This is a genomic window from Burkholderia semiarida, from assembly GCF_029268935.1.
Taxonomy (GTDB): Bacteria; Pseudomonadota; Gammaproteobacteria; order Burkholderiales; family Burkholderiaceae; genus Burkholderia; species Burkholderia semiarida.
The window spans coordinates 1588167-1603327 of record NZ_JAHLCL010000007.1; the positions used below are offsets into that span (position 1 = coordinate 1588167).

The 15161-nt window shown below is 65.9% G+C and carries 12 protein-coding genes; 7 read left to right on the forward strand and 5 right to left on the reverse strand.

Features of this window, described 5'->3' with window-relative positions; genetic code table 11:
- Positions 1-5: 5 nt before the first annotated feature.
- Complete coding sequence (ureG, locus tag KPB06_RS20355; RefSeq protein WP_059574181.1) at positions 6-653, forward strand: urease accessory protein UreG; 648 nt, start codon at positions 6-8, stop codon at positions 651-653.
- A 63-nt stretch (positions 654-716) separates the two neighbouring features.
- Here the strand turns inward: ureG and waaA are convergent, their stop codons facing one another.
- The 4 genes from waaA to KPB06_RS20375 form a co-directional block, all read right to left on the reverse strand.
- Positions 717-2069: a lipid IV(A) 3-deoxy-D-manno-octulosonic acid transferase gene (waaA, locus tag KPB06_RS20360; protein ID WP_099316137.1), complete on the reverse strand. Its 1353-nt coding sequence runs from the start codon at positions 2067-2069 to the stop codon at positions 717-719.
- 37 nt (positions 2070-2106) lie between these two features.
- Positions 2107-2991, reverse strand: coding sequence for a Kdo hydroxylase KdoO (locus KPB06_RS20365; RefSeq protein ID WP_059642178.1), 885 nt, complete (start codon positions 2989-2991; stop codon positions 2107-2109).
- A gap of 23 nt (positions 2992-3014) precedes the next feature.
- The gene (gene waaC, locus KPB06_RS20370) at positions 3015-4010 is read right to left on the reverse strand and encodes a lipopolysaccharide heptosyltransferase I (protein ID WP_059574183.1); all 996 of its coding nucleotides are present in this window, start codon (positions 4008-4010) and stop codon (positions 3015-3017) included.
- 171 nt (positions 4011-4181) lie between these two features.
- Positions 4182-5576, reverse strand: a complete 1395-nt coding sequence (locus tag KPB06_RS20375) for a phosphomannomutase/phosphoglucomutase (protein ID WP_059574184.1) — start codon at positions 5574-5576, stop codon at positions 4182-4184.
- 246 nt (positions 5577-5822) lie between these two features.
- Between KPB06_RS20375 and KPB06_RS20380 the strand changes: the two genes are divergently transcribed.
- From KPB06_RS20380 to KPB06_RS20400, 5 genes are read left to right on the forward strand one after another with little or no spacing between them, the layout of a single operon-like run.
- The gene (locus KPB06_RS20380) at positions 5823-7079 is read left to right on the forward strand and encodes a lipopolysaccharide biosynthesis protein (RefSeq protein WP_059641920.1); all 1257 of its coding nucleotides are present in this window, start codon (positions 5823-5825) and stop codon (positions 7077-7079) included.
- Positions 7076-7900, forward strand: a complete 825-nt coding sequence (locus KPB06_RS20385; RefSeq protein ID WP_099316136.1) for a glycosyltransferase — start codon at positions 7076-7078, stop codon at positions 7898-7900. The genes KPB06_RS20380 and KPB06_RS20385 overlap by 4 nt, the downstream gene beginning before the upstream one ends.
- A gap of 51 nt (positions 7901-7951) precedes the next feature.
- Positions 7952-9088 carry a glycosyltransferase family 4 protein gene (locus tag KPB06_RS20390; RefSeq protein ID WP_059641926.1) on the forward strand — a complete coding sequence of 379 codons (1137 nt, stop codon included), beginning with the start codon at positions 7952-7954 and terminating at the stop codon, positions 9086-9088.
- 15 nt (positions 9089-9103) lie between these two features.
- Positions 9104-10126 carry a UDP-glucose 4-epimerase GalE gene (galE, locus tag KPB06_RS20395; protein ID WP_099316135.1) on the forward strand — a complete coding sequence of 341 codons (1023 nt, stop codon included), beginning with the start codon at positions 9104-9106 and terminating at the stop codon, positions 10124-10126.
- A gap of 27 nt (positions 10127-10153) precedes the next feature.
- A complete protein-coding gene (locus tag KPB06_RS20400) occupies positions 10154-11272 on the forward strand; it encodes an MraY family glycosyltransferase (protein ID WP_099316134.1) in 1119 nt (372 codons plus the stop codon).
- Between the two features lie 54 nt (positions 11273-11326).
- On the opposite strand, the gene KPB06_RS20405 is transcribed toward KPB06_RS20400, so the two are convergent.
- Positions 11327-13651 (reverse strand): protease pro-enzyme activation domain-containing protein, encoded by a 2325-nt coding sequence (locus tag KPB06_RS20405; protein ID WP_275906263.1) that lies wholly within the window; start codon positions 13649-13651, stop codon positions 11327-11329.
- Between the two features lie 524 nt (positions 13652-14175).
- Here KPB06_RS20405 and KPB06_RS20410 point away from each other — a divergent pair.
- On the forward strand, positions 14176-15078 hold the full coding sequence (locus KPB06_RS20410; RefSeq protein WP_144029717.1) for a hypothetical protein: 903 nt from the start codon (positions 14176-14178) through the stop codon (positions 15076-15078).
- Positions 15079-15161 lie beyond the last annotated feature (83 nt).

Consider the following 15161-nt stretch of genomic DNA (forward strand, 5'->3'; position numbering starts at 1 on the left):
CGACCATGAACGCACCTGCTCCCTCCTCCGCCCGCCGCACGAAGAAACTGCCGCCGCTGCGCGTCGGCATAGGCGGCCCCGTCGGCTCCGGCAAGACCACGCTGCTCGAAATGCTGTGCAAGGCGATGCGCGACAAGTACGACCTCGTCGCGATCACGAACGACATCTATACGAAGGAAGACCAGCGGCTGCTGACGGTCGCCGGCGCGCTGCCCGAGGAACGCATCATGGGTGTCGAGACGGGCGGCTGCCCGCACACGGCGATCCGCGAGGATGCGTCGATCAACCTCGAAGCGGTCGACCGGATGCTCGCGCGCTTTCCCGATGCCGACATCGTGTTCATCGAGTCCGGCGGCGACAATCTCGCGGCGACCTTCAGCCCCGAGCTGTCGGACCTGACGATCTACGTGATCGACGTGGCCGGCGGCGAGAAGATTCCGCGCAAGGGCGGCCCCGGCATCACGAAGTCCGACCTGCTCGTGATCAACAAGACCGACCTCGCGCCGCTGGTCGGCGCGAACCTCGATGTGATGGCGTCCGACACGAAGAAAATGCGCGGCGAGCGGCCTTACGTGATGACGAACCTGAAGGCGCTCGATGGCGTCGCGGACGTGATCGCGTTCATCGAGAAGAAGGGCTTGCTGACGGTGTGAGCGGCATGGCGGCGGCTCGCGTCGCCGCCATGCGTGCGCGGGCGGCCTTGCGCCGCCCTTCGTCTATTCGTCTTCGGAAGCGGCGCCCGGCAGCGCACGCGTCTCGGCTTCGACAGCCGGCAGCAGCGCGGCGAGCACGTCGACCGTGCGCGCGGTCGCACCGCGGTGACGCGCCGCGAACGCCGCGCCGGCCGCGCCCATCGCGATGCGCCGCGCCTTGTCGGCGAACAGCGCGTCGAGCACGTGCGCGAGGTCGAGCGGATCCGCGACCTGCATCGCCGCACCGGCCGCGACCGCATCGGCGGTCGCCTGCGTGAAGTTGAACACGTGCGGCCCGATCAGCACCGGCACGCCGACCGCGCACGCCTCGATCAGGTTCTGCCCGCCGAGCGGCAGCAAGCTGCCGCCGATGAACGCGATGTCGGCCGCCGCGTAGTACGCGCCGAGCTCGCCCATCGAATCGCCAAGCAGCACCGTCACATCGTCCGGCAGCGGTTCGGCGGCCGGCCGGCCGGCCGCGAGCGCGGCCGCATCGGCCGCCCAGACGGAGCGCCGCACGCACTTGAGCCCGCTGCGCACGACGAGCGCCTCGACTTCGGCGAAGCGCTGCGGATGACGCGGCACGAGCACCAGCAACGCGCCGGGCGTGCGCATTTCCGCGAACGCCTGCAGCACCAGCGCTTCCTCGTTCTCGCGCGTGCTGGCCGCGACCCACACCGGCCGCGCGCCGATCGCGTCGCGCCACGCATGGCCGCGTGCCGCGAGCTCCGGCGGCGTCGTCATGTCGAACTTCAGGTTGCCGAGCACGGTCACGTTGCGGGCGCCGAGCGACGTCAGCCGCTCCGCATCGGCCGGGCTCTGCGCGAGCACGCGCGAGAAGCCGCCGAACACGTCGCGCGTGGCCGCGCCGAACTTCGCCGCGCGCCGGAACGAACGCGCGGACATCCGCGCATTGGTCAGCACGAGCGGCACGTCCGCGCGGCGGCACTCGTCGATCAGCGTCGGCCACACCTCGGTCTCCATCACGAGGCCGAGCGTCGGCCGCCAAGCGCGCAGGAAGCGCCGCACCGCGCCCGGCATGTCGTACGGCAGGTAGCAGCGCAGCACGCGATCGCCGAAGATCTGTTCGCCCGTCGCGCGGCCGCTCGGCGTCATGTGCGTGAGCAGGATGCGCGCATCGGGGCGCGCGCGCATCAGCGCATCGATCAGCGGCTGCGCGGCGCGCGTCTCGCCGACCGACACCGCATGCACCCAGATCAGCGGCGCGCGGTCGTCCGGCGAGCGGCCCGCGACCTGGCCGAAGCGCTCGCCGATATGCTCGCGATAACCGCGCTCCTTGCGCGAACGCACATAGAGCCGGATGACCGCGGCCGGCGCGACGAGCCACCACAGCGCACGATAGATCGCCCTCAGCATGCGGCCGCCCGGGCGTTACGTCGAAACAGGGGCGCGCTCAAACCAGCGCCCTGCCCGTCAGGCGTTCGAGAATGCCGAGCGGCGCGCACTCGCGGCGCACCATCGCATCGACCGGCAGGAAGAAGGTCTGCTCGAGCATGAACTGGCCGGACATCACAGCGTGCGAAGTCTGATCGGAGAAACATATCCACACGCTGCCCGGCGGAAACGGCATCGTCTGCTGTGGACAAGTCTTCTGGTAGTCGAGATCGGCCTTCATCCCGTCGTGCAGATTCAGCATCAGGTGGTCGTATGCGCTGCGCGGCGATTTCGTCACGTGCAGCAGGTTGAGCAGCCACGCCGAGCCCGGCAACTGCGGCCGGATCTTCGGCAGGAAACGCTTCGCGACGTCCTCGAACGGCTCGCCGACGCGCCACACGCGCGGCGCGCCGGCCGGGTTCACGTTCGTGAACACGCGCAGGATGCGCTCGCCGTAGTTCGGCCGCGACGGAAACGCGTCGACGTGCAGCCGGCTGTCGTCCTTGCGCCACGACGTCTGGCGCGTTTCGACCTGCATCAGCCGCAGGCTCGTCGGCGCGACGCGCAGCTTGCCGCGATATTCGGGGAAAAGGCCGTCGACGAGCGTGCCGGCCTGCTGCTGGAAGCGCGCGACGAGCGCGCGCACGGCCGACTGCGTGACGCTGTCGCCCAGCACGCCGGCAAGCGCGCCGCCGTTCGGCGCGAGGCTGATGTTCTTGCGTTTCGGATCGGCGAGCGCCGGATCGAGCAACGCTTCCTCGCCGCCTTCGATCGCGAAGCGCAGGTGCGGGAAATACAGCACCTTGCCTTCCTCGACCGCCGCCAGCAACTGCTCGCGCGGCGTCGACAGGTTGTGTCCGCTCCAGTCGGCGGACGGGACTTCGATGATCTGGGATTCGCTCATGATCGGTTCGCATGTGGACAGCATTACAGGAGACCGAAGCCCGCGAGCGCCGACTTCACCTGCGCGATCGACGGGGGCTGCCCCGCCGTGCCGAGATTGACGACGTTCGGCGACCAGTAGCCGCCGGTCCGCCAGGCCGTCGCGAAATTGTACAGTTCGACCGTCGGACGCTTCAGCGCGGCCGCGATGTGAACCAGACCTGTATCAACCCCGACCGTCGCGGCCGCGCCGTCGATCAGCCCGACCACGGCCGGCAGCGACAGCTTCGGCGGCACGATCGCCGCCGCGCCGAATTCCTTCGCGAGCCGCTCGCTGGTCGCGCGTTCCGCGTCGTTGCCCCACGGCAGCACGAGCGACGCGCCGCGCCGCACGAGCGCCTGGCCGAGCTCGATCCACGCGGCGTCCGGCCACTGCTTGTCGGCGCGCGACGTCGCGTGAACGAACACGACGTACGGCACCGGCAGGTTCAGGCCGAGCGCGGCCACCGCGAGCGCCGCCGCGCGCGTGTCGAGGCCGAATTCGACCGGATCGGCCGGCGTCGGCGCCGGGTCGTCCAGCGCGGCCGCGACGAGCTGCCGCGAGCGCTCGACCACGTGCGTGCGCGGCGCGATCGGCACGCGCTTGCGGTAGAAAAAGCGCACCGGCCATTCGTAGCCGGCGCCGTCGGTGCGGTTGCCGAGCCCGACGAGCGGGCCGCGCGCCCAGCTCGCGACCCATGCCGTCTTGATGAGGCCCTGGCAGTCGATCACGAGGTCGTACTGCTCGGCCGCGAGGCGCCGGCGGAACGCACGGATCTCGCGCCACGTCGCGCCCGAGAACGGCCTCTTGCGCCAGCGGCGCAGCGAGAACGGCAGCACGTTGCGCACGCCGTCGACGAGCCGCACGAGGTCGACGAAGCTTTCCTCGACGAGCCAGTCGATCTGCGCATCGGGGTGGCGGCGCCGGATATCGGCGATCACCGGCATGTTGTGCACGACGTCGCCCAGCGACGACACGCGCACGATCAGGATCTTTTGCACGCTGAAAAAACGCCGGCTGGCAGCCGGCGACGGACATAAAGGGGGGATTTTATCGCGGCCGGACGACCGGACAGACAAAAAGCGGCCGCGCGCCCGGGGCGCGCGCCGCTTTTCGGGATGAACACGGCCGATGAACGGCCGTCGTACGGGCGGCCCGCCGGCCGCCGGCGCTCAGAACGGCAGCTTGACGTCCGGCTTCGCGGCCGTCAGCACGCGGCGGAAGTCTTCCTGGATACGCTTGAGCCCTTCCTGCGTCTCGGCTTCGAAACGCATCACGACGACCGGCGTCGTATTCGACGAACGCGCGAGGCCGAAGCCGTCCGGGTATTCGACACGCAGGCCGTCGATCGTCACGACTTCCTCGGCGCCCTCGAACTTCGCCTCTTTCTGCAGCTTGTCGATCAGGCGGAAATTCTCGCCTTCGTCGAGCCAGAGCTGCAGTTCGGGCGTGCTCATCGCGTCCGGCAGGCTGTTGAGCAGCGCGCTCGGATCGGCCGTCTTCGCGAGGATCTCGAGCAGGCGCGCGCCGGTGTACAGGCCGTCGTCGAAGCCGTACCAGCGATCCTTGAAGAACACGTGGCCGCTCATTTCGCCGGCGAGCGGCGCGCCCGTCTCGCGCAGCTTCGCCTTGACCAGCGAATGGCCCGTCTTCCACATCAGCGGCTCGCCGCCCTTCGACTTCACCCACTGCGCGAGATGGCGCGTGCACTTCACGTCGTAGATGATCTGGGCGCCCGGGTTGCGCGACAGCACTTCTTCCGCGAACAGCATCAACTGGCGGTCCGGATAGATGATCTGGCCGTCCTTCGTGACGACGCCCAGGCGGTCGCCGTCGCCGTCGAACGCGAAGCCGAGCTCGGCGTCGGTGTCCTTCAGCGCCTGGATCACGTCCTGCAGGTTTTCCGGATGGGCGGGATCGGGATGGTGGTTCGGGAACGTGCCGTCGATGTCGGTGAAGCGCTCGACGAGTTCGCAGCCGAGCGCCTTGAACAGGCGCGTCGCGAGCGGGCCCGCGACGCCGTTGCCGGCGTCGACGACCAGCTTCAGCGGCCGCGCGAGCTTCACGTCGCCGACGATACGCGCGATGTATTGATCGGCGACGTCGATTTCCTCATACGTGCCGCTGCCCGTCTCGAACCGCTCGTCGACGATGCGGCGGTACAGCGCCTGGATCTGCTCGCCGTAGATCGCGGCGCCGCGCAGCACCATCTTGAAACCGTTGTAGTCGGGCGGGTTGTGGCTGCCCGTGACGACGATGCACGAATCGACGCGGCGCTCGCCGCCCTTCAGCGCGAGCGGCACGTTCGCCGCGAAATAGCCGACCGGCGTCGGCACCATGCCGACGTCGACGACGTCGACACCCGCAGCACGCAGGCCGTCGGCCAGCGCGCCGACGAGTTCCGGCCCGGACAGGCGGCCGTCGCGCGCGACGACGACCGCATCGCCGCCCTGCGCACGCACTTCGCTGCCGAATGCGCGGCCGATCCCGCGCGCCGTGTCGACGTCGAGCGTCTTGCCGACCACGCCACGGATGTCATATGCCTTGAAGATGGATTGGGAGATCATCGATTCTCTTCTCTCTCAGTTGCGTGCATGGAAAATTGTCTGGCTTGGCTGGCCGCCTCTCGCCGGTGCCGCGCATGATACATGCGGCCCCGCAAAACAAGGAATGGAACGGCTGGCGCGGTCGCGATCCCACTTATAATCGCGGGTTTCGATGACGCGCATATCGCCCATTTTAATGCCTGGCCGTCCCGCCGCCGCCCACCCGCCGCTTCCGGCCGCCCTGCCCGCGCGCCGCCGCTGCCGCGCATGCTGAAGCGCTTCGGCAACCCGGACGTCGCGAAAGCCGTCGCGAACCTCGTCTGGCTGGGGCTCGAACGGCTTACACAGATCGGCGTCGCGATCGCGATCAGCGGCCTGCTGGCCCGTTATTTCGGGCCAGATGTGTTCGGCAAATGGCAGTATGCGAATACGCTGCTCCTGGTACTGGCGCCGCTCACCTGGGTGTGCGGCGCGGAAATCCTCGTCCCGACCATCGTCCAGCGCCCGCCGGCCCAGCTCGGCGCGGTGCTCGGCAGCGCGTTCGTGCTGCGCATCGCCGTGTCGGTCGCCGCGCTCGCCGCGACCTGGATCGCGATCGCCGCGGGCGCCTTCGACCCGCTGGTCGGCGCGATGCTCGCGGGCCTCGCGGTCACGATGGTGTTCCGCGAGCCGTTCGTCGGCGTGATCAACGCGTGGCTGCAGAGCATGACCTACAGCAAGCCGCAGCTCGTCGCCAGCATGGTCACCGCGCTCGCCAAGGCGCTGCTCGTGTGGCTGCTGGTGCGCGCGGCCGCCGGCCCTGCCCGCTTCGCGTGGCTGTGGGCGCTGGAAGCCGCCGCGATCGGCTTCGCGCTGCTGCTGTACTACCGGCATCGTAACGGCGGCGCGCTCGGCTGGACGTTCGACAGGCCGCTGTTCCGGCACTTTGCGACGGCCGGCACCGTGTTCTGGCTCGGCCTCATCTGCATGTATCTGTTCCTGAAGCTCGACCGCCTGATGCTCGAGCGCCATGTGTCGTTCGCCGATCTCGGCCGCTACTCGGCCGCGCAGCAGCTCAACGAGAACTGGATCACGCTCGCGCTGATGCTCGCGCAGACCATCGCGCCCGCCTTCGTCTACCGCGTGCAGGACGTCGCGCGGCTGCGCCGCAACATCGTCCGGCTGATCGCGATGACGGCCGGCCTGATGACGGCCGGCGCGCTCGTGCTCGACGCCGCCGCCCCGCTGATCGTCGGCAAGGTGTTCGGCCGCGGCTACGAGGCGTCGGTCGACATCTTCCGCTGGGCCGTGTGGCTGTCCGTGCCGGCCGGCATCGAGGCGATAGGCAATCTTATCGTTCTCAAATATCAAGCAAAATTCGTGTTGCTCACGAAATGGCTGCTCGCGCTGGCGATCGCCGCGCTCGTGAACCTGTTCGCGATCCCGCGGCTCGGCCTGTACGGCGCGCTCGTCGGGCTGGCGGCCGGCTACCTGGCTGCTGCCGCCGTCAACTTTTATTACATCCGTTTCAAGCTGCGAACATGACGCCCTCCGATAGCCCGCCCCCGCTCGACGACGTGGCCGTGCTGATGCCGGCCTACAACGGGCACGACGACGTCGTCCGGACCCTCGCGTCGTTTCGCGAGGATGCGCGCGTGCACGTGCTGATCGTCGACGACGGCAGCACGCCGCCGATCGTCGCGCCCGACCTGCCGGGCCTCGCGATCGACGTGCTGCGCATGCCGCAAAACGGCGGCATCGAACGCGCGCTGGCGGCCGGCATCGACGCGCTCGCCGCGCGCGGCTTCCGCTACGCGGCCCGCATCGACGCGGGCGATCTCGCCGCGCCGCGGCGCCTCGCGAAAGAGCGCGCGTATCTCGGCGCCCACCCGCGCGTCGCCTGCGTCGGCATGTGGACGCAGGTCGTGTCGCGCGCCGGCGAGCCGCGCTTCATGCTCACGCCGCCCACCGATCCGCGCACGCTGCGCCGCACGCGCTTCCTGCGCTCCCCGCTCGTGCATCCGTCGGTCATGTTGCGCATCGACGCCGTGCGCGAAGTGGGCAACTATCGGGCCAAGTACCGCGCGGCCGAGGATCTCGATCTTTTTTTACGGTTAATGCAACGCTACGATTGCGCGAACCTGCCGGAACTCGGCCTGTACTACGAGCTTAACGAGGGCGGGATCAGCGCGACCAAGCGCCGGCGCCAACTGGTGTCGACGCTCACGCTGCTGCTGCGCCACTTCAACGCGCTGAACCCGTACGACTGGGCCGGCCTCGCCAAGAACCTGCTGCACTTCGTGACGCCGTACCGTACGCTGCAGCGCATCAAGCAGACGCTGTTCGCCGCGCGGCCGTCCGCCTGACGCGCATCCGGCCCGTTCGGCAATTTCGACGCTTTATTTTTTCTTTTTTTCATGTCCGCCACCTCTCCGCTGCGCATCGCGCTCGTCTGCAACACGGCCTGGGCGATCCATACGTATCGCCACGGGCTGATCCGTGCGCTCGTCGCGCGCGGCGCCGAGGTCATCGTGATCGCGCCGCACGACCGCACGGTGCCGTTGCTCGAACAGATGGGCTGCCGCTACGTCGCGCTCGCGGTCGCGTCGAAAGGCACGAGCCCGCGCGAGGATCTCGGCACGCTCGCCGCGCTCGCGCGCCACTACCGCGCGCTGCGGCCCGACCTCGTGTTCCATTACACGATCAAGCCGAACATCTACGGCTCGGTGGCCGCTTGGCTCGCACGCGTGCCGTCGATCGCGGTGACGACGGGCCTCGGCTACGTGTTCATCCAGAAGAGCCGCGCGGCGAGCATCGCGAAGCGCCTGTACCGGTTCGCGTTCCGCTTTCCGCGCGAGGTGTGGTTCCTGAACCGCGACGATCTCGCGACTTTCACCGACGAGCGCTTGCTCGCGCATCCCGAGCGCGCGCGGCTGCTGCACGGCGAAGGCGTCGATCTCGACCAGTTCTCGCCCGTGCCGCTGCCGGGCGGCGACGCGCCCGTCTTCATCCTGATCGGCCGGCTGCTGTGGGACAAGGGCGTGCGTGAATACGTGGAAGCCGCGCGTGTCGTGCGCGAGCGCTTTCCGAACGCGCGCTTCCAGTTGCTCGGGCCGCTCGGCGTCGACAATCCAAGCGCGATCGGTCGCGCGGACGTCGACGCGTGGGTCGGCGAAGGCATCGTCGAGTATCTCGGCGAAGCGCACGACGTGCGCCCGCACATCGCGGCGGCCGACTGTGTCGTGCTGCCGTCGTACCGCGAAGGCGTGCCGCGCACCTTGATGGAAGCATCGGCGATGGGCCGGCCGATCGTCGCGACCGACGTGCCGGGCTGCCGCGACGTCGTCGCCGACGGCGAAACGGGGTTCCTGTGCCGCGTGCGCGACAGCGGAAGCCTCGCGGAACAATTGATTCGCATGATCGCGCTCGGGCCGCAAGGCCGCGCGGCGATGGGCGCACGCGGCCGACACAAGGTCGCGGCGGAATTCGACGAACAACAGGTCGTCGAACGCTACAGGGAGACCATCCATTCGTTGACCGGATTCACCCTCTGAAGGAGCGCATCAGCAATGACCGCTAAAGGCACCATCCTCGTTACCGGCGGCGCGGGCTATATCGGCTCGCATACGGCCGTCGAGCTGCTCGACAACGGCTACGACGTCGTGATCGTCGACAACCTCGTGAACAGCAAGGCTGAATCGGTGCGGCGCATCGAGCGGATCACGGGCAAGACGCCCGCGTTCCACCAGGTCGACGTGTGCGACGAAGCCGCGCTCGCGAAGGTATTTGACGCGCACCCGATCACCGGCACGATTCACTTCGCGGCGCTCAAGGCCGTCGGCGAATCGGTCGCGAAGCCGCTCGAGTACTACCAGAACAACATCGGCGGCCTGCTCGCCGTGCTCAAGGTCATGCGCGAGCGCAACGTCCGGCAGTTCGTGTTCAGCTCGTCGGCGACCGTGTACGGCGTGCCCGAGCGCTCGCCGATCGACGAATCGTTCCCGCTGTCCGCGACGAACCCGTACGGCCAGTCGAAGCTGATCGCCGAGCAGATCCTGCGTGATCTCGAGGTGTCCGATCCGTCGTGGCGCATCGCGACGCTGCGCTACTTCAACCCGGTCGGCGCGCACGCGAGCGGGCTGATCGGCGAGGATCCGGCCGGCATCCCGAACAACCTGATGCCGTACGTCGCGCAGGTCGCGGTCGGCAAGCTGGAAAAGCTGCGCGTGTTCGGCTCCGACTACCCGACGCCGGACGGCACCGGTGTGCGCGACTACATCCACGTCGTCGATCTCGCGAAGGGGCACATCGCCGCGCTCGACGCGCTGGCCACGCGCGACGCGAGCTTCGTCGTGAACCTCGGCACCGGCCAGGGCTACAGCGTGCTGGAAGTCGTACGTGCGTTCGAGAAGGCGTCGGGCCGCCCGGTGCCGTACGAACTCGTCGCGCGCCGCCCGGGCGACATCGCCGAGTGCTATGCGAACCCGCAGGCCGCGGCCGACATCATCGGCTGGCGTGCGACGCTCGGCATCGAGGAAATGTGCGCCGACCACTGGCGATGGCAGGAGGGGAACCCGCGCGGTTTTGTATAATCCGCTGTCCATTTTTCGAGCGATCCCATGCTCAGCTTCGCGTCCGGCTTTATCGTCTCCTTGCTCGTCACGCTGTTCATCGTGCGCTACGCGCACCTTCACGAGAAATTCTCGATCGACAGCGACCTGGCCGGCGTGCAGAAATTCCACGTGCGGCCCGTGCCGCGAGTGGGGGGCATCGGGATCCTCGCCGGGGTCGTGATTGCCGCACTTGTCGTGTCGCGACGCTACCCGACGATCGCCGGCAGCATTCTCGGGATCGTCGCCTGCGGGCTGCCGGCGTTCCTGTCCGGCCTCGTCGAGGACCTGACCAAGCGCGTGTCGCCCCGCGCGCGGCTGCTGTGCACGATGGGCGCGGCCGCGCTGGCGTTCTGGCTGCTCGGTATCGCGGTCAAGCGCATCAGCGTGCCGCCGCTCGATTTCCTGCTCGGCTACGTGGCCATCTCGGCGTTCATCACCGTGCTCGCGGTCGCGGCGCTCGCGAACGCGATCAACATCATCGACGGCTTCAACGGGCTCGCGTCGATGGTCAGCTTCATGATGTTCGCGTCGCTCGCGTATGTCGCGTTCCACGTCAACGACCCGGTCGTGATGTCCGCGTCGATCATCATGATGGGCGCCGTGCTCGGCTTCTTCCTGTGGAATTTCCCGGCCGGGCTGATCTTTCTCGGCGACGGCGGCGCGTATTTCATCGGCTTCATGCTCGCGGAGCTCGCGATCATGCTCGTGATGCGCAACCGCGAGGTGTCCGCGTGGTATCCGGTGCTGCTGTTCATGTATCCGATCTTCGAGACCTGCTTCTCGATCTACCGGAAGAAGTTCATCCGCGGGATGTCGCCGGGAATTCCGGACGGCGTGCATCTGCATATGCTCGTGTACAAGCGGCTGATGCGGTGGGCCGTGGGGACGAAGCATGCGCACGATCTGACGCGGCGGAATTCGCTTACGTCACCTTATCTGTGGCTGCTGTGCCTCGTCGCGGTGATTCCGGCGACGCTGTTCTGGCGGCATACCGTGCATCTGTTCGTTTTTGTTGTGGTGTTCGCGCTGACTTATGTGTGGCTTTATCTCAGCATCGTCAGGTTCAGGGCGCCGCGGTGGATGGTGGTGAGGAAGGCAAGGCGGGGCATTGAGGGGCGTCGGTAGCCGGCTCGCACGGCCCGTCGATGCCGACGGACCATCACTACGCAACCGCGAAAACTAGGCGCCCGCAGTGTTCGTGCTCCAGTTCGGCCGTCGCGTATAGATCACGACGTTGCCGTCGTCTTGAACGTAAGTGACCGCGCCTGGATTGCCGCCGGTGCGGGAATTCCAGAGCGGCGCACCCGCCGCACTGTAGACGACCAGGTTGCCATCCCCCTGCATCACCGCAAAGGCGCCCGAATAACCGAATGTACCCGAATTCCATACCGGCGCGCCGTGGCGGAGCAGCACCAGATTCCCGTCTCCTTGCATCACGAGTACGTTCGCCCCGTTGCCGGACGTAAGACTCTGGCCGCTACTGAGGACGACACCGCCATTCCAGACAGCGGGGCCGGCCGACGAGACCACATAACTCGGCGTATCGGTCGCGGTAGCAAATACCGGCACGAACAACCGGTAGATCACCATGTTGCCGTCATCCTGTACGGCAAGATATTGCTCGCCGGACTGGCCGTAGGTCGCCGAATACCATAGCGGCGTGCCATTCGCACTGTAGACCACGAAGTTGCCATCGGTCTGGAAGACAGCATACGCCCCGGGGTTTCCATACGTCCGGGTGTTCCATACCGCAGCACCATTCGTCGTGTTGTAAAGCACAAGGTTCCCGTCATCCTGCATCAGGAGCTCATGGTTCCCGGACGCGGAATACACGGCCTGCCGTGGCTTCAGCATCGTCCCTTCGTTGATTCCGCCGCTGTAGACGGCGGGTGCCGTATTGCATACCGACGAATACAGCATGCTGACGTTCGGCGTGCCCCAGCCGGTCACGAAGTCCCATCCCGCACCTGCACTGTATGCACCGTTCGACCCGTAGGTGATATCGCGAAATGCCGATGGCATCGTGACCGGAGCGTTGTACAGCGCGGGTGCAGCAAAACCGAGATTCGTCGCGCAGGCACCCGACAGCATGCGCGCCCAGGTCGCAGCAAACAGCGGCGCGGACAGGCTCGTCCCGCCCACTATCTCGAGTTGCCCGCCCACGACGACTGCTTCGCCGCTGTTCGGATCGGCGTCGAACGCGATGTCCGGCATGCCCCGAAAAGCGCGCCCCTTGAGCGCCGGAACATTCGACTGCCACGACGGGATCGGCTCGATGCCACTGATGCCGCCCCCACTGGAATCCCAGGCCGTCTCGCCTGCGTAGCTGCCGTTCCCGTTCGTATAGAGCGTCGTGCCGCCGACAGCCACCACGTACGGTGACGTCGCGGGGTATTGCACCGATGTGCCAGAGCAGCCGTACGCCACGCTTCCTGAATCGCCGGAACTGACCGAAAAAGTCTGCCCCTGCGCGACGGCGAGCTGGAACAGCGTGTCGATGACCGCCGTCGGCGCCCAGTTCTCGCAACCGCCGATCGACATGTTGATGACCCGGGCGGTGTTGTCGGTCACGGCGCGATTGATTGCAAGCGCCATATCGCTCCACGCAAACGACCGCGCAACGTAGAAATTGAGTTGCTTGAGGCCGCCGGACATCCCGACGATGGTCTGGCTATCGAGCGACCATTCCATGGTTGCGCTCGTGTCCCCGCTCGACAGTCCGGCATGAATCACGGAAACGGGTACGGCGGGCAGATGGTTATTGCTTTCGAACGTCGCCAGGTCGATGACAGACTGCGTCACGTCTCCTTCGGCGATGATGCCGACCGTGATGTTTGCCGCCGTCGGAGCGCTGCCAGCGGAATAGATGCGGGGAAAATCCGTCGGATTGTGACCCACCGTGACCGCGGAGGTCGTCGGCGATGCGTTGGAAGTCAGCGCAGCGGCGGTATTGGAAGCCCGTACGAAATTCGGGCGCAGGCGAGTCGCGGTATCGAGCCCGAGAACCCCGCGAACGACCCCGCCGATCGCGGCGGGCACGGTCTCCGGGGCCGTGTTGATATGCGTCGTGGTGCCGTCAGCCATCGCGACGGGGACAAGCGTCGTCTGGAACACATTGGATATCACGCCGGCCGGGGCATCGGCTTCGACGATCATGTTGTTGCCGGCGACCTTGATGTTCGCGAAGCCCTTACTTGCCAAGTAAGTCTTCACGGTGGCAACCTGGTCCACAGTAGGGGCGTATTGTGCAGCAATCTGCGCAGAAGTCAGTACGGCCGCGAAACTCGCGCTTCCGGGGAGGCGCGCTTGCTGCAGAAAGCGGTTCAACCCGGCTTCGTCATTCAGCTTGAGCACCAGCACAACATGAACGGGCGCCGCCACGCTCATCGGCGTCGCGCTCACCACGTTGCCCGCGGCTCGCAGCGCCGATAGTTTGCCGGTCTGCGCCGTAGCCACGGCGGAACCCGCGTCGTCGCCGCCGCAGCCTGCAAGCGCGAGCGCCATGAGCGCCGCGCCTATTCCCCTGACAAATTGAGCCGTTTTCATCGGATTGGTATGGACCGTAGGCCTCGTATTTGGCTTTTCGCCTTTTTTCTTTACGGCAATCGCACGGGTACCTTGAGGAAAACATAGGAACGAATCGGTTGGTAGTCAAACGAATACCGCCGCGGGCCGCCCGTGGCTCACCCAAACTGCGGTATTGCCGGTCGTCGTATGGTTTCGCTCAAGGGCGCAGCGAGCGGGAATTCGCTCTCGATCCCGCTCTCAAGAGAACGGGAAGACGAATCTGGTCGCATGCGAGATCGACGATCTCGACCGCCTCACCCATGTCGAGAATGGGATCGGGCCGCTGTGGCAGCCTTCGACGCCGGTGTTGTGGCAGCCACCTCCTTTTGCCGATAAACTGGCACCCCGACATAGCCGTCCGTATGGATCGATAGCACCCGCCGGCCTTCTACTTGTCGCAAGTCATCGTGAAGAAATCGTCTGCCCAAGGCGATTATTGATAGATCATCTCCAATTAGATCGTGTTCGACTATTTCATTACTCCCAGATTTAAAAACGAACCGCGTAACCACGAAAAGCCGCTTGCGATCATGCACGTCCCGAAAACGGCGGGCACATCAGTCATCACCGGCATATCGCAATCCTTGAAAATCAACGACGAAGTTCGAGGAATCGATCGACTACTGCTCGGCACATTTGATCGACTCTCCGAGTTCGATGATGAGGTTGCGCAGACAATCCATCTTGATGAAAGCAAGATGCCCGAATCGAAGCTGATCATGGGTCATTTCTCTTACAGCACTTTGACGAATCGATACCCGCGCGCCCAACTACTGACTTTCCTTCGCGAGCCGTTATCCCGCCTCTTGTCTCATTGGGTGTACTGGCGATGTATGTCGGACGAATATCTTGTGCGTTGGGGAAGTTGGCAAGATTGCATCAAACTCTCGCGCGGCACCCTGAAAGAATTCCTGACGGATCCACGCATTGCGTGTCAAACGGATAATCTGGCCACTCGCATGCTATTGTGGCCGGACGAACGTATCGGGAATGATTCGTTCATCTCCCCGGATCAGGACTCCAGATTACTGAGAAACGCACTGAGTCGACTCGACTCAATTGCTTACAGCGATATTATCGAGAACCCATATTTTCATCAAAATTTGAGTCATTGGTTCAAGACCGAGCTGCCAATGATGCATCTTAATTCGACTGCACGTGTGCCGGAAAATCTGCGCATCCGGCTCGACAAGGAACTCGATAAGGAGACGTTGTCATTGCTGGATGACCGATGCAGGCTCGATGTGAAGCTCTGGTCCCTGCTGGCGATACGGCGATTTCCCAAGGGCGCGAAGATACCGTCGCTCCAGCGACAAATCACCATGAGGGCAATTGCCCGTTACGGGGCACTACTCGCACCGTAACGGCGGATTGCATCGCGTGCTCGATGCATTGCGCCCTTTTATCCAAGAATGGTTTCAAAAATGGCTACGGTCGGCGGGCACGC